Raw genomic sequence first — 25,158 nt, 5'->3', positions numbered from 1 at the left:
GCATAACATTTAAAGAAAAGATACTATGTAAAACGTAATGATTACTATTTACATAAAAGGAGCTGGAGTTTTTGACAAAATACACATTGTTTATCTGGACACTTATGCTGGGCGTTCTTTTACTGGCTGCATGTAATACTGCTGACACCTCTCAGGAGACAAACAGTACTGACAGCAATGAAACTGTAGCTGAGAAGAATGATCATGAGGTGGAGGATCACGACCTTCATGATGAAGATGACCATGAAGAGCATGCGCATGGCAATGAAACCACTGCACGTATAGCAGTAGGACATGAAAATGGCATCTGGATTTTGGACAGTGATCACGAGGAAGTTGTTGAAACTCTCGACCTGAGCGTTTCCGCTCTTAGCCTGTCACCGGATCAGCGACATATTTTTGTAAATGACCGTGAGAATGGCGTTGTAAAACTGCTGGATTCCGGTGTATGGTCAGAGGCTCACGGGGACCATGCGCATGATTACATAGAAAACCCTGTGCTTTCATCATACGAACTAAAAGGTGACCAGCCCACCCACTTTGTCAATCACGCTGGCCGTACTGCTATCTTTGATGACGGAAGTGGCGAAATTAACGTTTATGAAGATACAGCATTAACGACTGAGGAAGCCCCGGTACCAGTCGCAACCATTCAGACTGTACCTCATCACGGAGTAGCAGTCCCACTTTCAGATGGACGTAATATCGTTTCTTACACACCTGAAGAAAACCCGCAGCCACTTCCTGAAGGGATTGCCATTTACACTACTGAAGGTGAAAAAGAAAGTACCTTCTCAAACTGTCCGGGTCTTCACGGAGAGGCTTCCGGCGGATCCGATGAAACGGAAACAGTTGCTTTTGGCTGTGAGGGACAAGTTCTCTTATATCATCCTGCTGAAAATGACATAACAGAACTCGCACTTCCTGATGAAGGCGCACGTGTCGGTTCTCTGAAAGGACTCTCATCCTCAGATTATATGATCGGCAATTACAGCAGCGAAAAAGATGCCAATTTAAATACCCACGTCTCTCTGATTGATTTAAAGGAGCGTACAATCGAAACCATAGACCTTGGAACCGAGTATGTTGGCAGCATGGCAATGGATGAAGAGCACGCTTATGTAATAGGGAAAAACGGTTCACTATTTATGATTCATTTATCTACAGGAGAAATTGAATCAGAAACTGCAGTAATCGACCCGATTGCACCTTCAGAAGGTCACGGTCATGGAAAACCAGGTCCTGCACTTGCTCTCGTTGAAGGAATTGTCTATATAACAGATCCTGCAACAATGACACTTAATCAGGTTGACCCTGTACACGGAGAAACAGAAGTCATTCAAACTTTTGATGCAGCACCAACCTCAGTCATTGCAATTAAAAAAGGTACCGCGCACGATCATTAATGTTCCCCCTAAAATAAATATAGATGCAGAAATGCCGGGTGATGATGCCCGGCGTTTTTTGTGGTTTTGTAAGTGATACAGCGGGACGGAGGTTAGTGTATCAATATGGTAATAAATACAAAAACGCCACTCCCAAAAAGAGTGGCGTTCCTGAATCAAGAACTCAGCAAACGATTGATTTCATTTTTATAAAGATCCGACCGTCCGCCGAAGATGGCCTGGATATTCTTTCCGACTTTGACGACACCGGCTGCGCCGAGTGCTTTCAATTCGTCTTCGTCAATGGCATCTATTTCTTTTACTTCGACGCGAAGGCGTGTGAAGCAGGCATCAACATGCTTCAGATTTTCTTCTCCGCCAAGTGCTGCCATGATGGCAACAGCGGTTTCTTTTGATTGATTTGACTTGCCGCCTTTTTTCTTCTCATTAAAGTCTTTTCGCGTGTAAAGCTTGTTTTCCTGACCACCGCGGCCTGGTGTAGCGAGGTCCCACTTTTTAATGGCAAATGAGAATGAGAAGTAGTAGATCACAAAGAATACTGCCCCTGCGACCAGATTGACCCACCAGTTTTCAGTGCCCGGCAGTGCATTGACGAGTATGAAGTCAATCAGACCCGAGCCGCCTGCCCATCCGAGGTGGACATCAAGCATATACATGACTGCGAATGATACGCCGGCTAACACTGCGTGGAAAAGGAATAGCAGCGGTGCGACAAATAGGAAAGTGAACTCAATCGGTTCAGTGATTCCTGTTAAAAATGCTGTTCCGGCTGCTGCGATCAGCATCCCTTTTACGACCGGCTGATTCTTTTTATCAGCGCGGCGGTACATGGCGAGTGCTGCTCCCAGGAGTCCGAACATGATAATCGGGAATTTCCCTGCCATGAAACGTCCAGCCGTTACTTCAACGCCGGCTGCAATCTGTGCAAGGAAGATATACTGGTCACCAGAGACCGTGCTTCCTGCCACTTCAGCTGTTCCACCAAGTGACGTCCATAGAAACGGTGCGTACCAGATGTGGTGAAGACCTGTTGGAATAAGAGCTCTCTCAAGAAAGCCGTAAAGCCCGATGTATAAAGGATTTGTAACGCCATTTGCGATGACGTTTGCCACGGCGTTGATCCCGCCCTGGATTGGCGGCCAGATCAGCATCATGAGAAATGCCAGTACAATTGAAGCGAACACCATGACAATTCCGACTGAGCGGTCTCCCGCGAAGAATCCGAGTACTTCAGGCGGGTTGAATTCATGGAACTTTCTGTAGACCCAGACGGCAAGCAGTCCGACGACAATCCCGCCGAGTACGCCGGTCTCAAGCGTTGGAATTCCGACTGCCATGCCGTACTCCCCGCTTTGTTCAACCATTTCAGGTGTAATGCCGAGCGCAAATGAGATGGTCTGATTCATAATGACATAACCCAGCAATGCAGCGAGTGCGGCAATCCCTGAGCCGCCTGTTAATCCAATCGCAACGCCAATTGCAAAGATGACAGCAAGGTTATTGAAGATACTGATTCCGACAGCAGACATCCCCTCTCCGACTGTCTGGACAGCATCGTTTTGCAAAAATGTTAACGAGTCCGCGAGCGGACCTGTTAATGCAGCACCAAGACCGAGCAGAATTCCCGCTGCCGGTAAAAGCGCGACAGGTACCATTAATGATTTCCCAAACTTCTGCAGGCTTCCGAATACATTACTCACAGTTGTTCCTCCTTACGTAACCGCTTTCTTATTTTTCCAGTGAAAGCCCGGGATGTTTCCCCGGGCATTAAATTAGGCATTCGTGACAAGCTGTTTACTGCGGTGCAACTCAGGCCAGAAGTCTTTATTTGCATCAATCATATCGTCCAGAATTTTGCGGGCACGCGGTGCATCCACAACTGTACGGTTCAGTGTGAGTGCCTGAAGTGCTTTTTCGTAGCTGTTTTCAAAATAAGCGTCAACAACCAGCTTTTCATATGCCAGCTGTCCTTCAATAAGCCCTTTATAGAACGTATCGATATGTCCTACAGCAAAAGGTTTTGGTCCACGGCTGGTCATCATGGCAGGGACTTCTACCATTGCATCATCCGGCAGATTCGGAATCGTACCGTTGTTTTCAACCATTACGATAAAAATATCGCCGTTATTATAAGCCATTGAAGCAGCAACGCGGATCATATAACGCCCGTGAATATCCACTTCAAGCTCAGCGTTTTCAGTCGTGTCATCTGCAATAATCTGGTCAGCAAGTGCATGAACGCGCTTTTCGCGGCCGTTGATCACCTGGCGGGCACGCGTATTTTCAGCGTCCTCTTTTTCAACCATATCTGATGGATACAGATAATACTGAAGGTACGTATTCGGAAGGTATTCAGGGAAATCATTCAGCATCTTTTCAACCTGCTTGAAGGTCTTAATCCATGAAGGATCATTGGCGATCTCTGCATCTTCAGGCATGAATCCGTCTTCTGTGATTGCACGCTTAATCGTTTCAGTGTGATCATTTCCATCCTTATCAAGAATACTTGTAAACCAGCCAAAGTGATTCAGACCGAAGTATTCAGGTACAAGATCAAATACATCCTTACCGAGAATGCCCGCGTAGCTCACCATAATCGCTGCCGGCATATCACAGATGTTAAGCAGCTTCTTATCCTCAGGGAACTCTCTTCTCAATGCTTCTGCTACAATCGCAGCAGGATTTGTATAGTTTAAAATCCAGGCTTCCGGTGCATACTCGCGGATATCATTCACCAGTTCAATCATGTCTCCGATTGATCTCAAACCGTATGCCATTCCGCCCGGTCCACATGTTTCCTGACCGACTGCACCATGGCGAAGCGGGATCTGCTCATCCTTTTCACGCATCGCAAGACCGCCTGTTCTGATCTGTACAAATACAAAATCCGCTCCTGTCAGCGCCTCTTCTTTATCCGTTGTATAACTGAAGCGCTCAAGCTCCGGATATTTCTCGCGTAAAATAATGTCTGTTGCCTTTGCGATCTTTTCCTGACGCTCAGCATTCGTATCATAAAAGGTAATGGATTTTAAAGGGAATTGTTCTTTTTCAGCTACAAGGCTCATGATCATTCCGATGGTGTACGTACTTCCGCCACCAACTACAACCAGGTTTTGCTTCTTCATATTCTTTCGCCTCCAATAGGTATCTAATTTGTATCAATATTAATTTGATACAAATATAATACATATCTATGGAAGCGTCAACATTTTGTATCGATAAAATGTGTCAATTTCGTTATAATGTGATAAACAGTATTGCTAGGAGGCGTGATGATGGCTGCACCTTTATATAAAAAAATTGCACAGCAAATCAAAGAGGAAATTCAGTCCGGCAAGTGGCAGGAAGGCGAAACAATTCCGACTGAACACCACCTTTCAACCACATACGGGGCATCCCGCGTCACAATCAGACAGGCAATTAAACAGCTTGTAGAAGAGGGCCTGCTGGAAAAAGTACAGGGCAGCGGAACCTATGTAAAAGAACAGAAAATCGAACACAATATCTTTGAACTGGTGAGCTTTACTGAGGAAATGAGAAGGTTAAATAAAGAGCCGGTCAACCAAATCATGAAATTTGAAATGATCCAGCCGGATGACCATATCAGAAGAATGCTGAGACTCGGAGAAAACGAAACCGTCTTTTATATCCGCCGGCAGCGCCTCGTCGATGATATGCCTTATGTAGTGGAAGACACCTATTTGCCGGTCAGACTATTTCCAAACCTGTCCTACCAGATCATGACCGGCTCAAAATACGACTACATCGAAAAAGAAGTCGGAACTAAAATCAAAGAAAGCTTCCAGGAAGTCATCCCTATCCTGCCTGACCCTGCTATTGCGGAAGCCCTGCAGGTCAATTCGGGACAGCCGATCCTGAAGATCCAGTCGTACAGTATTTTGTTGGATGGGACGGTGTTTGAGTATAGTGAGAATCATTTCAGAAGTGATGAATATAAGTTTACGCTGCGTGCTTCCCGGCCTTAGGTGATACACGGGGACGGAGGTTGCTGTATCATTATGGAAATCATTACAAAAATGGCACACCGGGGACGGAGTCCTGTGCGCCATTTTAGCAAGATAATACAAATGAGCCACTCAAACCCGTCCCCTGAGCGCCGCTTATTCCTTAAGCAGACGTTCTCCCTTTTCCAGAATGGCCTGCTTCACCTCAGCATCACGCTTTTGCCACTGCTTATAGACAAGCCCCATCCGGTGGTTATTGCTGAGCTTATCAGCATGGCGGTCTAAAAAGTGCCAGTAGAGCGAATTGAATGGGCAGGCATCTTCTTCTGTCTGATGATTGACGTTATATTTGCATGAACCGCAGTAGTTGCTCATTTTATTGATGTATTTACCTGAGGCAACGTAGGGCTTGGTTGATAGGACTCCGCCGTCTGCGTAGAGTGCCATGCCGAGTACGTTCGGGAGTACGACCCAGTCGTGTGCGTCAATGTACATTTCGTTGAACCAGTCGGAGGTCTGCTGCGGTGAGAGTCCGAACAGGGTTGCATAGTTACCGATGACCATGAGCCGCTGAATATGATGGTTGTAACCATGTTCCACAACCGGCCGGATTGATTCATGCATACAGTTCATATCAGTCTCTGCATCCCAGAAAAAAGACGGCAGATCGCGCTGATGGCTGAATTCATTTACATCACGGTATTTGGGCATTTTCTTCAGATAAATTCCTCTTATAAACTCACGCCACCCGATGATCTGCCGGATAAATCCTTCAGCTGAATTAATCGGCACTTCTCCATCCAGATAGGCCTGTTCAGCTTTACGGACTACTTCCATCGGGGTCAGCAGTCCGATATTAATAGAAGAAGAAAGGAGCGAATGTGACATGAAGTCGTCACCTTCAAGCATCGCATCCTGATAGGTTCCAAACGTTTCAAGCCGCTCTTTAATAAACTGATTCAGCGCCTGCAATGCTTCTTTCCTTGTAACAGCCCACCTGAACGGCTTCAGTTCACCCGGATTATCTCCAAACTGCTTTTCAACCTTCTCCATCACATCTTTAGTGATTTGATCAGGTCTGAATGAACGCGCTTTTGTAAATGCAGTATTACTCTTCGCAGCCTTACGATTATCCTGATCAAACGACCATTTACCGCCGACAGGATCATCCCCCTCAACCAGCACATTCAGCCGCTTTCGCATCCTCCGGTAAAATGGGTCCATCTTCCACGGTCCATCCCCTTTCAATTCACCTTTGATTTCCTCAGCAGTCAATAAAAACAGCGGGCGTGCATCCAGCACCTCAACGTCAATTCCTGACAAAGACTTCTCCCACTTTTTCATCGCCTGCGTCATCCGGTAATCTGTGTGAACCGTATAAAAAACCTTTTCAGGCTCAAAATCCTTCTCATGCCCCTTCCACGCATCCTCAAACGAATCCGCTTCCCTATAATCAACCTGAAACCCCTTATCCTCAAGCTCAGCAGCAAAATGCCGCATTGCAGAAAAAATCAGTACCAGCTTTTGCTTATGATAATGCTGCCACGTCGACCGTGACTGCGCCTCAATCATTAAAAACACATCCAGCTCCTTGTCTGCCTCTTTCACAATCGGCAGCTCATGACTCAATTGATTCCCAAAGATCCAGCGTGTTGCCATGGAATCACCTCCTGATAGTGGTATACCCATTGTGACGGGGAATGAGTCGGGGGGATACGCCGGTACGGAGTTACGTGTATCAAAATGGGAATTATTCCAAAAAGGGCACGCAGGTGATGCCTTTTTCAACCGCATTGCCCATGCTATAATAAGAAGCAAAAATTGGCAGGTGATTCTTTGTATTTGAAAGTTTTCCGAGTCTTTTCTTACATAATTGCAGCTCTTGTTCTGATTAGCGTCGGGCTGAGATGGTTTACGGACATAGATTTAGTAGGACCTGCAGGGTTAACAATCCTAATGATCTTTTTATTAGTTGCTAATGGAATAGAGTATTACAGAGATGAAACCATTGGAAACAAATTAGCCTATTTTTATTTTCTGGTGAGCGGGATATTGTGCGGCTTTCTGATTTACGAGGGTTACAGTAACATCATCAGCTGATTAAAAAAACGCTATAACCAGCTCCGTTTACAAACGAAGCTGTCCCATAGCGTTTTTTATCTCGATCTCTTTACTCCGTATCCTTCTTCCACTCATCCTGTTCGATCAGCATTTTACCCGGCCATGTGTAAGCGAGGATTCCGCCGTCTGCTTTAATGTCTTCTCCTGTTACGTAGGAGCTGTCGTCTGATGCGAGGAACAGGGCGACTGTCGCCATTTCACGCGGCTTGCCAAGTCTTCCAAGCGGGGTGATCCACTTATTCGCTTCACGGAATGCTTCGCCCATTTCCTCCTGTTTTGATCCGACCAATTCATCAATCAGCGGTGTTTCGATTGTGCCCGGTGAAATGGAATTTACACGGATGCCGTGGCGTGCGTAATCAATTGCTGCTGCTTTTGTAAAGTTAATAATACCGCCTTTAGCAGCATTATAGCCTGAGCGGTCCAGGTCCGCAGCGTGCCCTGACATCGAACCGTTATTGATGATCGAACCACCGTGATCCAACATCAGCGGAATGATAAATTTACTCATCAAAAACGTCCCGCGAAGGTCTACTGCAATAATACGGTCAAAAAGCTCAATCGGATATTCGTGCACTTTACCACCCTGCTGATCCACACCCGCATTGTTGAAAAGTACATCTACTGTTTTGTATTTTTCTTTTATCGCTTCTGCAAATGACTGGACACTTTTTTCATCCGAAACATCCACCTCATATGCAACTGCCTGTCCGCCATTTCCTGTAATATCGTTTACCACCTGATCAAGCTGTTCCTTATTTACATCAGCAAGTACCGTTACAGCACCCTGTTCAGCAAATACATGCGCTGTCGCTTCCCCTATTCCCGTTGCTGCGCCAGTAATAATAGCAGTCTTTCCACTTAATCGTCCCATATGTAAAACCTCCTGTTATTTGTATATACAGGAGGTTCCCTGTTTGTGGAAGTGTAAACCTGTAAGCAGCACACCCCGGACATGGAAAGAAGACAGCCTACTCGTTTTTTACCATAGGTGGTTTAATACTCGTAACAGTAATCATTGATGCGGTAACTTCAGGCTTTTAAGATCGCCTCCGCACTGCCTCACCAATTTGCCTGATCGCATCCCTGCCCCCATAGCTGCCATGGCTGAGGCCGTTATCATCCACTCCGCCACCGAGCGCAAGAAATTGCTCGGATGGTTTAAAATGCAGACCAATGACTTCCGCTTTGAATTCCTCACTATAGCCCTTTTGATAGCGCGCATCAGGATAATGCTCCACCTGATGGATTTCACCAAGCCTTGTGTACGGATAAAAATGCTGAAATCTTTTGCAATGTTCTTTTCCAAGGATCAGAATCTTCCCTGGCGCCAGAAAGTTAATTGTATCGGTTAATAGAGATTTGATCTCAGGTGAATCCATTACCTCCTCCCTCCCCTTAATCGTACCCATCTGCTTTAAAGTCGGAATTGGAAAGAAGTCGATATGTACAGCCGGCTGCATGCCTGTATCCTGATAAAATGAATAACCCATTCCGTTTAAAAAGCCTTCTAGCTTTGCTCCATTCTTTTTACCAAACCATCCGCTGTATACAGTGCTGCGTTCAAAATAGGTCTGATAGTGCTTAATAGTTTCAATTAAAGACTGCTCACTTTCCTGGTATTGATCCAGGCTAACCCTCTCTTCTCTCACAAAAAAGCGGGATTTTTCTGCTGCAAGGAGACTTCCGTCAGAGGCAATAAATTCCTTTGAGGATGGATTAGTCCCGATTGTAATCAGAGAACCTGGTGAACGTCTCCCAAACCAGACGACCGGAATCGACCGCTCCATTACCTGATCAGCAAATACTGTTTGCTGCAGGGTTTCCTGAAGATCAGCAGCTTTACGGATCAGGCTGACGGCTTCTGTTAGTTGTTGTTGAGAAAGTCCGGTAGAGTTCATAAGGAAATTCCTTTCTATATTTCAATAAAATTTTTTGAAAGTCTTTTCCCCATCTGGATTTGGTATAAACCGATATAAGCAGATACAGGGGGACGGAGGTAAGTGGATCAAAATGGAATTCATCACCAATGTGATACAGCAACCTCCGTCCCCGCTGTATCACTCACTTGCCAACCATCACGTTACACTGTATACTTTTCTTACTTTGCATAACGAGAGGACGATGACTATTTTGGGAAGGCGCTAATACGAATTGGAACGGTTGCGAAGCGCAGCGGTCTCTCAACCCGGACGATTGATTATTATACCCAGATGGGGCTTTTGTCTTTTGAGCGTTCTGCTTCGAATTACCGGTTATATCCGGAGTCTGTGCTGGAGACACTGAAGGAGATTCAGTTGTTGAAGGACCGGCGGATGACGCTGGATGAGATTAAGGTGCTGATGGACATGAAGCCTGTTTCGAGTCCTGCGCTGCAGGAAGTAAAAGAGGAGATTGCCCATCTGCAGGAGAAGATTTTATCGCTGAAAGAGGAGCTGTCGGAAGCTGCTCCTGAGGAACGACATATGATTAAAGAAGAGATTCAGCTGAAAATGATTCCACTGCTTCAGCTGATGACAACACTTTTAAGTTAAAAATTTCGGAGGTGAATCCCCTTTTTCAGGGGAATTTATTGGACAGTATATTGTTATTAAATCTTGGGCTTGTCGCTTTATTAATCGGTTTGACGGCCTTTTTTGTAGGATCTGAGTTTGCTGTGGTGAAGGTGAGAATGTCGCGTGTTGACCAGCTGATTGCTGAGGGGAATAAGACGGCGCCGATTGTGAAGAAGCTTGTGACGGATCTGGATTATTATTTATCAGCGTGTCAGCTGGGTATTACCGTGACGGCGCTTGGTCTCGGGTGGCTTGGTGAGCCGACTGTTGAAAAGATTCTGCATCCTGTGTTTGACAGTCTTGGTGTGCCTGCTGCGATGTCTACGATCGTGTCATTCGCTGTGGCGTTTGCACTTGTGACGTTTCTGCATGTGGTGATTGGAGAACTTGCACCAAAAACACTTGCGATTCAGTTTGCTGAAAGAATGACGCTTCTCCTTGCCCGTCCGCTTTACTGGTTCGGTAAAATCATGTTCCCGGCGATCTGGACATTGAACGGATCAGCGCGTCTGTTACTGCGCGCATTCGGCGTTCAGCCTGCAGGCCATGAGCAGGCTCACTCAGAAGAAGAGCTAAAGATTATTATGGCACAGAGCTTTAAGAGCGGTGAGATTAATGAGACTGAGCTTTCATTTATGGAAAACATTTTTGCGTTTGATGAAAGTGTTGCCAAGGATATCATGGTGCCCCGTGTGCAGATGGAGACGCTTGATATCAGTATGACAACAGAAGAAATTCTCAGCATCATTGATGAACACCAGTACACGCGTTTTCCTGTCACGACAGAAAATGATAAGGACCACATTATCGGTTTTATTAACGTGAAGGAAATGCTGACAAATATTGTGCGTGACCGTTCCCATAGCCTAACCGATTCTCTTCATGAGATTGTCATGCTGCCTGAACAGACACCACTTCAGGATGCAATGCTGAAAATGCAGCTTGAGCGCGTGCATATGGCGCTGATTATTGATGATCACGGCGGAACTTCAGGCCTGCTAACGCTTGAGGATATTCTTGAGGAGATTGTCGGTGAGATCCGCGACGAATTCGATGAGGATGAGCGGAATGATATTGAGGAAGTCAGTGAGCTTGCTTACTGCGTAAATGGCCGGGTTCTTCTTGACGAGCTTGAAGAACGCTTTGGCGCCCAGTTTGAAGGCGCTGAAGACGTTGATACAATTGCAGGCTGGGTGCTTCATAAAAAGAATGAAGTGGCAGAAGGCGATCAAATTCCGAGTGATGAAAAGCATATCTGGACAGTTGAAGAAATGGATAACCACCAGATTTTAAGAGTGCGTCTGGATATTCAGACAGCCCAGGCTTAAGGAAAAGCCATGACCCCGTACGGCCGTACGGGGTTTTGTGTACATCCATCTATTAATCTATGTGTTAGAACCTGGTGAAAAACGGGAATGAAAGATTAATAACTACATTTATGGAGGAATCATTGTTGACGATTGCGCTCGTAACGTTAGCCATATTGATTTTGATTAATGCTTTTTTTGCTGCTTCAGAGCTTGCTTTAGTAAACCTGAATGATAATAAAGTGAAGCGTGATGCAGACAATGGAGATGCGAAGGCGAAAACTTTATATAACCTCATTTCAAAACCGAGTCTGTTTTTAAGCACGATCCAGATTGGAATTACGCTTGCAGGGTTTTTATCCAGTGCATTCGCAGCGGACTTCTTCGCAGGTCCGCTTGCTGAAACGCTCGTGGACTTAGGCGTTCCGCTGTCACTCGGTGTCTTAAATACACTCTCAGTTATCACCATTACAATTGTGCTGTCTTACTTTACACTGGTTTTCGGGGAACTGGTACCAAAGCAGCTGGCACTTCAAAAAGCAGAGGCCATCTCAAAGGTTGCTGCAACTCCCCTTTCGCTGCTTGCTAAAGTAAGTGCGCCCGTTGTTTACATTCTGACTGTATCAACGAACGCAGTGGTCCGTCTGTTCGGTGTTGATCCGAATGCAAAGAATGAAGAGGCGACTGAAGAGGATATCAGAATGCTTGTAGATGTTGGCCGCGAGCGCGGGACAATTAATCCGGAAGAAAAAGTGCTGATTAATAATATCTTTGAATTTAACGATAAAATTGCTACAGATATTATTACGCACCGCAGAGATATTTCCGCGCTGCCGATTGATGCGACGTTTGAAGATGTACTATCACTTGTAAAGGAAGAACGATTTACCCGATTTCCCGTTTATGAAGAGTCAATTGATAACATCATAGGCGTATTGCATGCCAAGGACCTTTTCCAGTATATTGGTAACGATGAACCATTTCATTTAAAAAACCTGATCAGAAAGCCGTTTTTTGTACTTGAATCACAGCCGATTGACGTACTGTTTGCTTCCATGCAAAAAAGTAATACCCATATTGCGATTGTCATTGATGAATATGGCGGTACTGAAGGGATTATTACAATTGAAGATGTCATCGAGGAAATTGTCGGTGAGATCTCAAGTGAAAGTCTTGAACACGGTTCATCTGATGAGGAGATCATTGAGCAGGCGCCTGGTGTTTATGTGACGGGGGGAACGTTCCGTTTATGGGAGCTTGAGGAAATCATTAAAGTCAGCCTTCCATCAGATGAATTGGATACAGTCAGTGGCTTTATCATTCATGAACTCGGCTATATTCCACGTGAGAATGAAAGACCTTCTATCCAGTTTAAAAATGTGCTGTTTGATGTGCTTGAACTGTCTGAAAACCGGATTGAACGTGTGAAAATCACCGTGAAAAAAGCTGAAGATCCTGAACCCGAAGAAGAGTCTTAAGAGGGCTGCTGCTTTAGCAGCCCTCCTTTTATCTAAAGCATAACCAATAATTTTCAGAGGTGAATACATATGGCATTTGTCTGGTTTATTCTGGCTGCAGCCGTCACCGTGTATGCAGCAATGAAGCTTTCGACGTACGCTGATGTGATCAGTACAAAAACGGCGATGGGCGGTTTGCTCGTGGGTACACTGTTACTCGCAGGAGCTACTTCCCTTCCTGAAGTGACGACGAGTCTGTCAGCTGTTTTGATTGGAAATAATGATATTGCGATTGGAAATGTACTTGGATCTAACTTATTTAACGTTTTTATCCTTGCATGCTTTGACCTTTATTACAGAAAGAAAAAGCTGTTTTTACAGGCAAGTAATGACCACCTTTACACAGCAGGACTTGGCTTACTGCTGACACTGCTTGTCATGATTGCGTTAACGCTCCGGATTGATTACACAATTCTTGGAATGGGTATTGATTCTATCCTGATTGTCGTCATTTATATTGCCGGCATCTCAATTATCGGCAGACTGTCAAAATCAGATCAGACCTTACCACAGCCTGAAGAACACGTCATACCGGCAAAAGAGTCATCAGAATTTACAATGTCAGTAAAGCATGCGGTCATCGGCTTTATCATTGCGGCGATCGTGATTATGGGTGCAGGGACAGTCCTGTCGATCATGGGTGACCAGATCGCTGTCATCACGGGGCTTGGCTCAAGCTTTATCGGAAGCTTCCTGGTTGCGGCGACAACTTCACTGCCTGAAGCCGTTTCAGTATTTGTGGCCTTGCGCCTGAAAAATATTAACCTTGCGATGGGATCGATTCTTGGAAGTAACATTTTCAATATGCTGATTCTTGCAGGTTCGGACCTGATTTACCGTGAAGGTGCGATTATTACGACGGTTTCAGACTCCCATTTAACAACTGCAATCGGTGTAACAATTCTTTCTGTTATTGCGATCTGGGCTGTCCTGATGAAGAAAGCAACTTCTATGTTTAAATACATGCTGCCTTCTATCCTGGTTGTCATTGTTTATTTTGTATCGTCTTATTTGATCTTTATAAATAGCTGACACAACAAAACCCGGTTTAAACACCGGGTTTTGTTGTGTCAGCACCTCAGACATATCTTTTCATTAATATGGGAAAGCTATCAGGTAGGATCGTGCTGCCTCAGGGCAATTCTATACAGGGAAGTGATGCCATATGGCGTTTGTCTGGTTTATACTTGCTGCAGTTGTAACAATCTATGCCGCGATGAAACTTTCTACATACGCTGATGTGATCAGTACAAAAACAGGCATGGGTGGGCTGTTAGTCGGCACCCTTCTGCTTGCAGGTGCAACGTCTTTGCCTGAAGTGACGACAAGTTTTTCGGCCGTATGGATTGGAAACAATGATATCGCAATCGGGAATCTGCTTGGATCAAATTTATTTAACGTGTTTATTCTTGCCTGTTTTGACCTTTACTTCAGAAAGAAACAGCTCTTTTTACAGGCCAGCAATGACCATTTATACACTGCAGGAATTGGCATGCTGCTGACATTGCTGATTATGGTGTCTTTAATCATCCGTATTGACTATACAATTCTTGGAATAGGGATTGATTCACTGCTGATTGCAGCCATTTACTTTGCAAAAATCATGATTCTCGGACGTTTATCAAAAAACAAACAGACTGTGACGCAAGTTGAGGATCCACTGCTTGCTAAAGTCGATTCAACAAAAAAGACGATATCTCTCAGAACCGCTGTCCTCGGATTTATCATTGCAGCGATTGTCATTATGGGTGCTGGTACCATGTTATCGATCATGGGTGATCGGATCGCTGTGCTGACAGGACTCGGTTCAAGCTTTATCGGAAGCTTTCTCGTGGCTGCTGCAACCTCCTTTCCTGAAGCAGTGTCTGTATTAGTCGCGTTGCGTCTTAAAAACATCAACCTTGCAATAGGGTCAATTCTTGGAAGCAACATTTTCAATATATTTATCATTGCCGGTGCAGATGCCATTTATAGAGATGGTTCGATCATCACGACAGTCTCAACTTCTCATTTAACAACCGCAATCGGTATCTTTATTCTTTCAGGCATTTTGACGTTTGCGATTTTGAGAAAAAAAGCAGCATCCGGCTTTAACTACATGCTGCCTTCCATCCTGGCTGTCGTCGTTTATTTCGTATCGTCCTATCTGATTTTTATCAACAGCTGATCTATGAACATAAAAAAGCTCCTGCTGAAAACAGGAGCTTTTTAAGTACATCACTTATTTACGCTATTTTTAAAATCGCCTACGCCTTTTTGAAAGTCACCTTTAGTTTTATCCTTCTTACCTTCTGCCTGCATATTCGGATCATTTTTAGCGTTACCCACCTGATCCTTTGTTTCGCCTTTGACCTTATTCACAGCGCCTTTTACTTTATCGCTCATTCCTTTATCAGACATGTTGATCACTCCTTAAAGGTTAATAGTCTGTCATTTCCCTTTTTCGAAAAGTGTAAACAATTCCCTTACATCTGATCTTTCTAAAAATAAATTTTCAGACTTTTCGGTGATTAGTAGAATGTATTGACAACCTCTGACAACAGGAGTAGATTCTATCTATCAATCACATAACTGCCTTTAAATCGCTGAAACATTTTTGTGCGGGGGACCCATTTTTTTGGCCAAATGGTCTCGGGGTGAATCTTTCATTTGAAAGATGGGATACTCTTCAGTCCCTAATCCGACAGCTAACCCCGTAAGCGTTAAGGAGAGAAAGGTCTAACCATGACCATTTCTTTGTGATGTGGTTTTTTTTAATTCAAAAGGAGTGAAGGAAATGGTTAAAAAGCAATTTTCAGTCATTGGATTAGGCCGTTTTGGCGGCAGTATCTGTAAGGAATTATATTCAATCGGACATGAAGTCATGGCGATTGACCTGTCAGAAGATAAGGTAGAAGAATACGGTCAATATGCAACCCATGCCATCCAGCTGGACAGCACAGATGAAAGATCTCTGATTAATGTAGGTATCAGAAACTTTGATGAAGTCATTGTCGCAATTGGTGATGATATTCAGGCAAGTGTGCTGACTACATTGTTATTAAAAGAACTGGGAATCAAAAAAGTTGTTGTCAAAGCTCAAAATGATTATCACCATAAAGTGCTTGAAAAGATCGGGGCGGACGTTATTGTCCACCCGGAATATGAGACAGCAAAACGCGTTGCTCACAATTTGTCTTCAGATACACTGATCGACTTTATTGATCTATCTGAGGAATACAGTATCGCGGAGCTGCTCGCCACTTCTAAAATGAACAACCGGTCATTAGCCGAGCTGGATATCAGAGCCAAATATGGTGTAACGGTACTGGCATATAAAAACAATAATCATGTGAACATTGCACCCTCTCCAGATGATCTGATCAGGCTGGGGACAATACTCGTTGTCATGGGTCACAAATCTGATCTGGAACGATTTGAAAACGCTGCTTTTTAAATCAGGCTCAGGGAGGTGCATCACATGAAAAAACGAACATTCACATTAACCCCTCCCCAGTTTTTAATGGGAGGCTTTGCGATTACGATCATCATTGGCACATTGCTGCTGAAACTGCCTTTTGCTACGGAAGACGGGGGCATTCCATGGATTGACGCGTTCTTTATGGCTACATCTGCTACAACTGTGACTGGACTGGTTACAGTGGACACAGGAACCGTTTTTACTGTGTTCGGCGAGGTTGTCATTATGATGCTGATACAAATTGGCGGGCTTGGTTTTATGACATTCGCTGTGCTGGTCATTCTGATTTTGGGTAAAAGAATTTCTTTGAAGGAAAGGCTCCTATTACAGGAAGCCTTAAATCAGACTGCGATTGGCGGTGTGATCAGACTTGCGATCAGGCTGTTTATTTTTTCAATCATGATTGAATTATTCGGAATGCTGTTACTCGCTACTGTGTGGGTGCCTGAATATGGGTGGGCTTTCGGATTATATACGAGTCTTTTCCACTCTATCTCAGCATTTAATAACGCCGGATTTTCATTATGGTCTGACAGTCTGATGGGTTATGCCGGGAATCCGATTGTGAATCTGGTGATTACGGGCATGTTTATACTTGGCGGATTGGGCTTTACTGTTCTCATTGATGTGAAGAATCAGCCGATTTTCAGAAAGCTTGCCCTGCATTCCAAGCTCATGATTATTGGAACACTGGTCATCAATGTTGCTGCATTCCTGCTCATCTTTTTTATTGAATACGGCAACCCAAACACCATTGGACCACTATCCTTTTTAGATAAAGTATGGGCATCTTATTTCCAGGCTGTTACAACAAGAACTGCCGGGTTTAACACGCTGAATATTGGCGATATGGAAACACCGTCCATCCTCCTGATGATGGTACTGATGTTTATCGGGGCAGGAAGCGGGTCAACAGGGAGCGGGATTAAGCTGACAACTGCAATCGTAATGATTGTAGCCGTTATCAGCTATCTGCAGAACCGCAGTGAGGTTACACTGATGAACCGCACTATCAAACGTGATATCGTCATTCGTTCATTTGCAATTACAGTGGTCGCGATTGCAGCCGTCTTTGTCACGTTATTCTTATTAACGATAACAGAATCGGAGCTGCCGTTTCTGCTGCTGGCATTCGAAACGTTTTCTGCCTTCGGTACAGTCGGGTTGTCGATGGGGATTACCGGGGACTTGAGTGATCCGGGTAAAGTAATTGTGATGATCCTGATGTTCTTAGGGAGGCTAGGGCCGATCACACTTGCGTTTTCACTTGCGACGACGAAGCCGGATAAAGTGAAGTATGCGAAAGAGGATGTTTATACAGGATAATTCAATAAAAGAGCGGATTTCTCCGCTCTTTTTTGTTGCTTGTCTTCGACTAATTTCCAGTAGATTAAGCGGTCATTTTTCTGCACTCTTCTGCACACATGCGGCAGATATCAGCACATTTTTGACAATGCTCATCTTTAAACATCGCACACTCTTGTGCACAGCGCTCGCAAATTTTTGCACATAGTTCGCAATGTTCCTTCGAAAACTGCCCGTTCATTGCCATCATGGATACAGACATTTGACACATCATTGCACATTCCACAAGTATACTTACACAGTTTTTTCTGGCATTCAGGTCCGGTTCATTCAGACACGCACTAAAACATTCATAACATGCCTGTGCACACTTTGAACAAGCATCAATACAGGCTTGAAATTTTTCGTTTGTATTCGTCACTACACTCATGATTAAGAACCTCGCTTTTATAATTTTTATTACAAAAGTAAGATTTACTAAACACCTGGATTTTATTCATCTCTCCTATATAACATGCCCTTTAAATGAATGCAGTAAATGTATGATGCTAAAGTTCCTGGTCTCAACTAACAGGCTAACGTTTGAAGAACTTGCTCTACGCTTTCTCCCCTCACAGGATCATTTTTTTATCTATTGCTAATTTATCCAAAAGTTGCGACATTGGTTCATTTCATTTAATCGAAATGTTATATTATAGAAAATATCCCACACTAACAGTTAGGAGATGTACATATGGAATTCAATCTAATCGAAATCATTACCATAGTCGTCATTGTTTATATGTTATCCACAATTCTCAGGCTCGATCAGCGAGTTAGAACATTGAACTACAAAGTTGAGCGGTTATCTGCACATGCCGATGTTCCTGAAGACGAGCTTTATAAAGAATTGCATCAAGAGCTGAAAGGTCTTCTTCATCAGGGTAAAGACGTGCAGGCTGTGAAAAAAGTCAGGGAAACCAGAGGGCTGTCGCTTGTTGAAGCAAAGCAGTATGTGGACGCTCTGAAGAGTGATGATGTATAAAAGGAGGTGCTGATTCATTGAAACAGCGGGTTTTTATTACTTTAATGATCAGCATATTACTGACAGGATGCAGTAAAAAAGTTGTTGAAGAAGAAGTAACAATGGAACAGCTGATGATAAATGAAGGAATTGTATATGAAGAGGTACTGGTTACTGTGCCTTATGACAGCGAATATGGCTTTGCAATCTATACAACAGAAGAAGGCATAGGCAACGCACAGTTTTCAACCGTAAATGGTCAGTGGAATTATACAGGCTCAACAGAGTTCTCATCTGCAAACACCGCGGAATCACCGATCATCAGTTTTGGCATGACCCACTGGGAAATGAATGACGGAGTAGAATCTGACCGGCAGCCAGTCGCGATCATCGCAGGCGAAATCACTGACGAGGTCAGCCGCATAGAAATCGAATTTGATGAAGATGTGAAAGAAGGTAAAATCGTGAAAGGCGATGAACGTACAATATGGTACTGGGCTGGCGGATATAGCAGCCTGGAACGTGTAGAAGTAAGAGCTTTTGATCAGGCTAGTAAAGTTATTGATTCAAGATGAGGACCCCGCATTCAGGTCCTCAATCTATAATGCCTGTACCCATTACCTTCAACTCTATCTCCGCATGAATCTGAAGCGCTTTGTAAGTCTCATCCCAGCTATCAGGATCCCACCGCTCATCGTTAAAAGCAGCTACACGGTTTGCAAGACCAAAAGCGTCTGATTGAGAAGACTGTAATTTTGCCATAACATGCATGATGTCTTCTGTCAGAATCTCTTTTAATCGCTTTGTGAGATCCGCCTCTTTTTCCTTCGTAATTTTATTCTGGCCATACTCAGTAATCACGATTTCCATTTCAACCTTCGCTTCCCAGGTTTTCAGATCCTTGCTGACTTTCATACGGGTTTTTGAATGTTTGATTTCCGCTGTTAACCAATTCTCCACTTCGAGTTCTCTATCATCATGAACACGGCGTGTAACCCTGACCGTTTCTCCCGTATCGTTGTTCAACATATTAAAAATGACACTTTCTTCAGGATCCAAATACGCTCCTGTAAAGCGATTTTTGTGAAATAGTGCAATACCGGCAAGCTTTGCACGCTTTTCTTTTTCTTCATAAGCGATATAAGGCAGATACAAGTCTCTTTCAGGATTAAACATAATGGTGCATGCATCCTGTAAGGAAACGTAAGGGGTCACACTGGTGAGTTCAGAGCTTTCCAGCAGTCCTTTAAAGTACTCTGATTTATCTTTCTGCGTTTCAATCTGCTGAGATAACAATTCGTTCGCTGGACGATCTGTTACTGCAACCCTTGCATGCAGATTATACTGCGGGTTTCTGTACAGTTCATCCAGAAATGAATAAATCTCCTGTGTAACCAGATCATTTCCCAGAAGGATTGTCTGAAGCTTTGAAAAGTCTGCGAACTCAGCAATTAACAGATCCATCTCAAGCATTGAGTCTCGCATTGTGTGACCGGTAACAGTAATTTCATTTACCTGATCCGTTTGATCAATCGGCGGCGCAAGCGTGGTGGCTTTTACTTCTCCATTATCTGTCTGGTCATAGCCTGCTGTATAGACCAGCTGCACATCCTTTAACAGATTCTGATCCCAGCATCCTGAGAGCATAAGGCTGCTTAGTATCATTAAAATAATTGGCTTTTTTTTCATGTCGCATGTCCCTTCCTGAACAGCAGATAGACTGACAAAGCAGCAAGCGGAATGATTACCGTGAAAATAGCTGCAGCATAGGTCACGAGATTTTGCAGTTGAATAATGGATTGCTTCTCATCTATGAAAAGCGAAACAGCAAATACACTTGAAATCATAAACATAATTGCCCACTGGCGGCCTTTTAAGTTGAACAGTATTTTAGTTTCTTCCGCTGCTACATACAAATAGTTAATAAATGATGTAAGTGCCACGACAATCCAGAGTGTCAGAAAGATCAGGTCAATACGCTCTACTATGACAAAGCTGAGCGACTTCAATATATATAAAACTGCATAGGGCACGACGACAATCTCCTGCACATGAAAATACAGCTGAGTTGAGATGACCAGAAACAAATAAAAGAACAGAACAAAAGAGGTTGAAAAAGCAGCCTTTTTTAACTCTTTTTGCCGGTTGCTTTTCACGTATTTACTAAAGTACAGGAAAGCTTCAAATCCGATATAGGCCAGGACTGACGCCTTCAGACCTCCGAGAATGGCTGAGGCCCCCTCTGAGCCTATCGGAAAGAAATGAATAAACTCAGGTGAACTGTATACAGGAATCAACAGAATGACCAGCACAGGCAACAGGCAGGACACAATCATAGAGAACCTTGCCACATGACTGATTTTGCTTCCTGCGCAGTATGCAGCCGGTATTAAGAACAAAATCGTCAAAATCTCCCTTGGTGTATCCAAGTAGATCCAGTCTGATAATATCTTTGTAAAAGTAATACTTGAGACTGTCAGGATATATAAAAAATAGATTAGATAACAAAATATAAATACCTTACCCACTGCTTTCCCAAATGATTGTATGATGATGTCAAAATAACTGAGCTCCCCCACCCTCAGTAACAGCCACAGAAATATCAGCAGGACGAGTTGAATCAGGACGCCTCCAAGTATGACAGAAATCCATGCATCATGTCCTGCCTCTAAAGTGATATCTCTCGGCAATGAGAGAACGCCAACACCAATCTGCGTCTGGATGACCAGATAAAATAACTGCCAGCCGGTGACCTCATTGTTTTTTTGCATGCTGCCACCTCTTTGAAAAGCCCTGTCTGACTTTATTCATCGTAAGCGTTCCTGCCGGTCTGGTGCTCTGAAGCCATGACGGCATCCGGAATAAAGAATCCCGCAGACCCGACTTATGAAATGGCGCAATTGGGGTCAGGTAAGGAACACCCAGAGACTCCAGCCGGATCAGATGAATCAGTAATATCGTCAGTCCGACGGTTACCCCGTAAAATCCAAATAATGTTGCCAAAATCATAAAAGGAAACCTCAAAATCCGGACTGTTGCATTCATCTCTACAGAAGGTACAACAAATGAAGAGATGGCTGTAAGTGCCACAACAATGACCATAATATTCGATACAAATCCTGCATTTACCACAGCATCCCCGATGACCAGACCACCTACAACGCCAATTGTCTGTCCAACGGGGAACGGCAGCCTGACCGTCGCTTCCCTGATCAGTTCAATCGTAATTTCCATGACAAATGCTTCAAATAGCGGCGGATAAGGAATGTCTTCTATTGCCCGCTTGGCAGGGAGTGTCAGAGTTTCAGGAATCACTTCAAAATGAAAGCTGATAATGGCAATATAAAAAGCCGGAAGCAGCAGTGCCACAATAAAACTGGTCAGCCGCAGCAACCTGTAAAATGTACCAATAATAAAGCGGCCGTTATAATCATCCGGAGACTGATAAAACGAAAAGAAAGAAGCCGGTCCAATTAATGCCGTTGGTGATCCATCGATCATAAATGCAATCCGGCCTTCAGAAAGATTATCTGTCACTCTGTCAGGTCTTTCTGTTACAAGAAACTGCGGAAATGGAGAAAGGCAGTGATCCTCCAGCATTTCTTCAAGGTAGCCGACACTGTGAGCAGTATCTACATCAATGCTTTCAATTCTTCTGATAAATTCTTCAACAATCATCTGATTTGCTGCATTCTCCACATAGATCAGCGCACTCTTTGTATGAGACTCCCTGCCAATCTGATAATACCTGACGACCAGGTGGGGGGATTTCAACCGCTGCCTGAGCAAATAAATATTACTGCTCAGCGATTCATTCATTCCATAATGAGGCCCTCGGATTACCTGTTCATTTTTCGGCTCTTCAATCGTTCTGGCAATCTCTCTCGGTATGGCAATCCCTTTAATCTTCCAATCTGATTTTTCAGGTGTCAGGACAAATGCTTCGCCATCCAGCAGCTTTTGAGTAAGCTGATGAAACGAGAGTGATCCCTCGTAAAATTTTATTTTACTGCTCATCAGTTGGTCATTTGTCAGCCACTTCATTTCACCTGACCACTCAATGATCTCCTCCAGCCTGACATGATCGATTAACGAATCGATATAGATAATGAAAGACTGAACACCCGCATCCTGACTGTGAACAGACAGGATAACCAGATCCTCTGTATTCCCTAAATGAAACAGCAGCTGCTCTTTAAATTCATCCGTACCGGCACACTGTTGAACCTGATCTTTCCGCTGAAACGACTCCCCTTCCACACCCTCACCCCCTTTTTAGTAATCTTGAACACTTTTGAGTAAATCTATACATGACTATCAGACTTTTAATTGATCCACAAGCACAAAAAAACACCTGACGGCTGATGGTCAGGTGATTGGTTCACATGTTATATAAAAAGTTCTCAGGTTGATAGGATAAAACTTGAACATGCAATACCTATAAATATCGCTGTAATCAAGCCGTTCACAATCCCTTCTTTTCGCTTTCCCTTTTCAAAAAGCTGCAAAGTCGTCAGGACAAAGATTGCCGGCAGCAGATAAAAGATGCCGGGTAACGGAAATGGTCCAGTGTGGAAGCTCGCGATGAATAATCCGGTGAAAATTAAGATTAATATGTAAGCAGTGATTTTCATTTGAACACCCCCATCATTACATTTACTTCAGCAAATCAAGCGTCAGATTCTTTTTGTAGATACCGGTTTCAGTGAATACAAATAGCTCATTTCCCCGCATGATGACTTTTCCGGATAGCGCATGTCCACTTTGATCGACCATTTTAAAGCACTCCCGCGTAACAAACATCCCGTTTTCATACGTCAGATGCCGCACGTAATCTGATTGATATTCAGCCGTCATCATAGTTTCTGAATCAAGCATCATCAGCTGAGGAATGTAAGCAGGCGTCTCTATCTTGTAGCGGCGGATTTCTTTAAAATGGTCCAGGTGTACAAGCCAGGAACATAAAGTGTAATGAAAATAGACGTCCGATGCGTCCTGTACATTCAGGGCTTTACATTCAAAAACATCATACTTCCTGGCCTCCCATCGAATCTGACCATCCTTAGAAAAAGCCACAAGCCCGGCACTCCCCACCGGATTGTGATCCCAGCCGTGATTCCCGAAGACACCCTCCTCGTGATAGCCCACCCAAATTGTATCCTCATCATCAATCGAAAGCGCAGACAGGCCTGTGCCAAGTACAAATTCATCCAGGCACTCACCATCCGTGCTGTACCTCCGCGCATTTTTCTGCACCCAGCCATCCTCGCGCCAGCAAATACTCGACACGAGCAGGACCGTCCCATCTGAAAATAGATCCAGCCGGTCAGGAACAAACGGAAAATCTGTTGCTGTAAATTGGGTAACCTCATTTCCATCAATGATCTTCACCACATAGTCTCCCCGGTGCGTTCTCAAGTCAACGCCATTAAACTGATGGAGATCCTCTTCAATCAGCAGCACACGATGATCACGCGTCACAGCAGCCGGATACGCACTGGCTTCAGGTACTTTGATATCGCTCCATTTTTCTAAAGTAATACTCCTCATATCATCACTCCCTCACTTCTCAGCCACACCTTTTACAAGCTCCATCCATCTGTCCTCTCTCGCACCAAACCCAAACTCCATTTCCATTGAAGCTAGCCATTTCATATCGAGTACACCAATGTTGAACATCATTGGCGGTGCAGTCGGCGTAAATAACTGTACACTCCAGGGGCGATCGAAATCGAACTGTTCATTAAAGCTGTTCCATTTCGCTGCAGTAAGCCCATGCGTCCGCACAAACTTCCTCACCTTTTTGATTAACACATGCAGCGCCTCATTATGATCCCGGTTAGTCTCTTCAATTTCCTCTTCAGTCAATTCAAACAGCTTCGTCCAGTAAGAAAAAGCCGCTTTCCCATGCCCCGACAGCAAATTGTCCTCTCCCCTGTCAAAATGCAGAGAGCCCTTCACACCAAAATGCGCTTCAAGGTCAGCTGCTGTAAATACACGTATATGTACAAAACCTTCATCTGTCAGTAAAGACCTCGGAGCTGAAGACATTACAAGCCCAAGTACGAATTGGTCCGTCATCTCATTCCTCCTATTTAGCTCTCAAGCTTTTCCCGTTCGTATTCGACATAGTAGAAACAGTAGAAAAACTGCCAAAGGATCATCGTGACTAAAGATATTGCCCCGATTAGAAAATCAAGATTCGTTAAAACGATGACTGATAAACAGCTTAAAGAAATAATAAAAAAGATGTTGGATCGGATTGGATTCCGAAAGCTTGCTGCTAAGATTAATGACAGGAAAAACATCAGTGCAGCAAAGACATTCAATTGGTCAATTTCAAATCCACCAATGTAAATCACAATCGTAAACATTGTCAGAATGGTGATGAGCTTTAATATCTTTGCCAACGCGTTTTCTCCTTTTATAAATGCTATTGATTTAAGCTTAACATATATATCCAGTATAATGGTTGATAAACTAAAAAAAGCCATTTAACAACGATTAGGCTACCGTTGT

At 44.0% G+C, this 25,158-nt stretch carries 25 protein-coding genes and 1 riboswitch; of the genes, 11 read left to right on the top strand and 14 right to left on the bottom strand.

Features of this window, described 5'->3' with window-relative positions:
• Positions 1-71: 71 nt before the first annotated feature.
• Positions 72-1,406: a hypothetical protein gene (locus UFB30_RS02290; RefSeq protein ID WP_322420052.1), complete on the top strand. Its 1,335-nt coding sequence runs from the start codon at positions 72-74 to the stop codon at positions 1,404-1,406.
• A gap of 155 nt (positions 1,407-1,561) precedes the next feature.
• On the opposite strand, the gene UFB30_RS02285 is transcribed toward UFB30_RS02290, so the two are convergent.
• Positions 1,562-3,106 carry a PTS transporter subunit EIIC gene (locus tag UFB30_RS02285; RefSeq protein WP_322420051.1) on the bottom strand — a complete coding sequence of 515 codons (1,545 nt, stop codon included), beginning with the start codon at positions 3,104-3,106 and terminating at the stop codon, positions 1,562-1,564.
• 72 nt (positions 3,107-3,178) lie between these two features.
• A complete protein-coding gene (locus UFB30_RS02280) occupies positions 3,179-4,531 on the bottom strand; it encodes a 6-phospho-alpha-glucosidase (RefSeq protein WP_322420050.1) in 1,353 nt (450 codons plus the stop codon).
• Between the two features lie 150 nt (positions 4,532-4,681).
• Between UFB30_RS02280 and UFB30_RS02275 the strand changes: the two genes are divergently transcribed.
• On the top strand, positions 4,682-5,392 hold the full coding sequence (locus UFB30_RS02275) for a GntR family transcriptional regulator (protein WP_322420049.1): 711 nt from the start codon (positions 4,682-4,684) through the stop codon (positions 5,390-5,392).
• 135 nt (positions 5,393-5,527) lie between these two features.
• Here UFB30_RS02275 and UFB30_RS02270 read toward each other — a convergent pair whose 3' ends face one another.
• The 3 genes from UFB30_RS02270 to UFB30_RS02260 form a co-directional block, all read right to left on the bottom strand.
• Complete coding sequence (locus UFB30_RS02270; protein ID WP_322420048.1) at positions 5,528-7,030, bottom strand: cryptochrome/photolyase family protein; 1,503 nt, start codon at positions 7,028-7,030, stop codon at positions 5,528-5,530.
• Positions 7,031-7,541: 511 nt separating this feature from the next.
• Positions 7,542-8,366: an SDR family oxidoreductase gene (locus UFB30_RS02265; protein ID WP_322420047.1), complete on the bottom strand. Its 825-nt coding sequence runs from the start codon at positions 8,364-8,366 to the stop codon at positions 7,542-7,544.
• A gap of 166 nt (positions 8,367-8,532) precedes the next feature.
• Positions 8,533-9,393 carry a hypothetical protein gene (locus UFB30_RS02260; RefSeq protein ID WP_322420046.1) on the bottom strand — a complete coding sequence of 287 codons (861 nt, stop codon included), beginning with the start codon at positions 9,391-9,393 and terminating at the stop codon, positions 8,533-8,535.
• Between the two features lie 246 nt (positions 9,394-9,639).
• On the opposite strand from UFB30_RS02260, the gene UFB30_RS02255 reads away from it, so the two are divergent.
• The 5 genes from UFB30_RS02255 to UFB30_RS02235 all read left to right on the top strand — a co-directional run bounded on the left by UFB30_RS02255 (position 9,640) and on the right by UFB30_RS02235 (position 15,038).
• Complete coding sequence (locus tag UFB30_RS02255) at positions 9,640-10,026, top strand: MerR family transcriptional regulator (RefSeq protein WP_322420536.1); 387 nt, start codon at positions 9,640-9,642, stop codon at positions 10,024-10,026.
• A gap of 38 nt (positions 10,027-10,064) precedes the next feature.
• Complete coding sequence (locus tag UFB30_RS02250) at positions 10,065-11,375, top strand: hemolysin family protein (protein ID WP_322420045.1); 1,311 nt, start codon at positions 10,065-10,067, stop codon at positions 11,373-11,375.
• A gap of 125 nt (positions 11,376-11,500) precedes the next feature.
• On the top strand, positions 11,501-12,832 hold the full coding sequence (locus tag UFB30_RS02245; protein WP_322420044.1) for a hemolysin family protein: 1,332 nt from the start codon (positions 11,501-11,503) through the stop codon (positions 12,830-12,832).
• A 69-nt stretch (positions 12,833-12,901) separates the two neighbouring features.
• Positions 12,902-13,903 (top strand): sodium:calcium antiporter, encoded by a 1,002-nt coding sequence (locus tag UFB30_RS02240; protein WP_322420043.1) that lies wholly within the window; start codon positions 12,902-12,904, stop codon positions 13,901-13,903.
• Between the two features lie 133 nt (positions 13,904-14,036).
• Positions 14,037-15,038: a sodium:calcium antiporter gene (locus tag UFB30_RS02235; RefSeq protein ID WP_322420042.1), complete on the top strand. Its 1,002-nt coding sequence runs from the start codon at positions 14,037-14,039 to the stop codon at positions 15,036-15,038.
• 50 nt (positions 15,039-15,088) lie between these two features.
• On the opposite strand, the gene UFB30_RS02230 is transcribed toward UFB30_RS02235, so the two are convergent.
• Positions 15,089-15,271, bottom strand: coding sequence for a CsbD family protein (locus UFB30_RS02230; protein WP_322420041.1), 183 nt, complete (start codon positions 15,269-15,271; stop codon positions 15,089-15,091).
• 173 nt (positions 15,272-15,444) lie between these two features.
• Positions 15,445-15,588, top strand: a riboswitch (cyclic di-AMP (ydaO/yuaA leader).
• Between the two features lie 50 nt (positions 15,589-15,638).
• Here UFB30_RS02230 and UFB30_RS02225 point away from each other — a divergent pair.
• Together UFB30_RS02225 and UFB30_RS02220 are read left to right on the top strand one after the other, a co-directional pair.
• The gene (locus tag UFB30_RS02225) at positions 15,639-16,307 is read left to right on the top strand and encodes a potassium channel family protein (RefSeq protein ID WP_435390783.1); all 669 of its coding nucleotides are present in this window, start codon (positions 15,639-15,641) and stop codon (positions 16,305-16,307) included.
• A gap of 24 nt (positions 16,308-16,331) precedes the next feature.
• Positions 16,332-17,657: a TrkH family potassium uptake protein gene (locus tag UFB30_RS02220; RefSeq protein WP_322420039.1), complete on the top strand. Its 1,326-nt coding sequence runs from the start codon at positions 16,332-16,334 to the stop codon at positions 17,655-17,657.
• Between the two features lie 64 nt (positions 17,658-17,721).
• Here UFB30_RS02220 and UFB30_RS02215 read toward each other — a convergent pair whose 3' ends face one another.
• On the bottom strand, positions 17,722-18,066 hold the full coding sequence (locus UFB30_RS02215) for a four-helix bundle copper-binding protein (protein ID WP_322420038.1): 345 nt from the start codon (positions 18,064-18,066) through the stop codon (positions 17,722-17,724).
• Positions 18,067-18,369: 303 nt separating this feature from the next.
• Here UFB30_RS02215 and UFB30_RS02210 point away from each other — a divergent pair, with 303 nt between their 5' ends.
• Together UFB30_RS02210 and UFB30_RS02205 are read left to right on the top strand one after the other, a co-directional pair.
• The gene (locus UFB30_RS02210) at positions 18,370-18,660 is read left to right on the top strand and encodes a hypothetical protein (protein ID WP_322420037.1); all 291 of its coding nucleotides are present in this window, start codon (positions 18,370-18,372) and stop codon (positions 18,658-18,660) included.
• 17 nt (positions 18,661-18,677) lie between these two features.
• Positions 18,678-19,214: a hypothetical protein gene (locus UFB30_RS02205; protein ID WP_322420036.1), complete on the top strand. Its 537-nt coding sequence runs from the start codon at positions 18,678-18,680 to the stop codon at positions 19,212-19,214.
• 19 nt (positions 19,215-19,233) lie between these two features.
• On the opposite strand, the gene UFB30_RS02200 is transcribed toward UFB30_RS02205, so the two are convergent.
• The 7 genes from UFB30_RS02200 to UFB30_RS02170 all read right to left on the bottom strand — a co-directional run bounded on the left by UFB30_RS02200 (position 19,234) and on the right by UFB30_RS02170 (position 25,049).
• Positions 19,234-20,328: a Ger(x)C family spore germination protein gene (locus UFB30_RS02200; protein WP_322420035.1), complete on the bottom strand. Its 1,095-nt coding sequence runs from the start codon at positions 20,326-20,328 to the stop codon at positions 19,234-19,236.
• Entirely contained in the window at positions 20,325-21,410 is a 1,086-nt protein-coding gene (locus UFB30_RS02195) for a GerAB/ArcD/ProY family transporter (protein WP_322420034.1), read from the bottom strand. The genes UFB30_RS02200 and UFB30_RS02195 overlap by 4 nt, the downstream gene beginning before the upstream one ends.
• Positions 21,394-22,899, bottom strand: coding sequence for a spore germination protein (locus tag UFB30_RS02190; RefSeq protein ID WP_322420033.1), 1,506 nt, complete (start codon positions 22,897-22,899; stop codon positions 21,394-21,396). Before UFB30_RS02190 ends, UFB30_RS02195 begins: the two co-directional genes overlap by 17 nt.
• 143 nt (positions 22,900-23,042) lie before the next feature.
• Positions 23,043-23,273 carry a hypothetical protein gene (locus UFB30_RS02185; protein WP_322420032.1) on the bottom strand — a complete coding sequence of 77 codons (231 nt, stop codon included), beginning with the start codon at positions 23,271-23,273 and terminating at the stop codon, positions 23,043-23,045.
• 22 nt (positions 23,274-23,295) lie between these two features.
• On the bottom strand, positions 23,296-24,189 hold the full coding sequence (locus tag UFB30_RS02180; RefSeq protein WP_322420031.1) for a hypothetical protein: 894 nt from the start codon (positions 24,187-24,189) through the stop codon (positions 23,296-23,298).
• Positions 24,190-24,201: 12 nt separating this feature from the next.
• Positions 24,202-24,720 (bottom strand): hypothetical protein, encoded by a 519-nt coding sequence (locus UFB30_RS02175; RefSeq protein ID WP_322420030.1) that lies wholly within the window; start codon positions 24,718-24,720, stop codon positions 24,202-24,204.
• A 14-nt stretch (positions 24,721-24,734) separates the two neighbouring features.
• The gene (locus UFB30_RS02170; protein ID WP_322420029.1) at positions 24,735-25,049 is read right to left on the bottom strand and encodes a hypothetical protein; all 315 of its coding nucleotides are present in this window, start codon (positions 25,047-25,049) and stop codon (positions 24,735-24,737) included.
• Positions 25,050-25,158: the final 109 nt, after the last annotated feature.

It is taken from the genome of Jeotgalibacillus haloalkalitolerans (genome assembly GCF_034427455.1).
In the GTDB taxonomy this organism is placed as follows: Bacteria; Bacillota; Bacilli; order Bacillales; family Jeotgalibacillaceae; genus Jeotgalibacillus; species Jeotgalibacillus haloalkalitolerans.
This window is presented reverse-complemented; position numbering and strand designations above follow the sequence as displayed.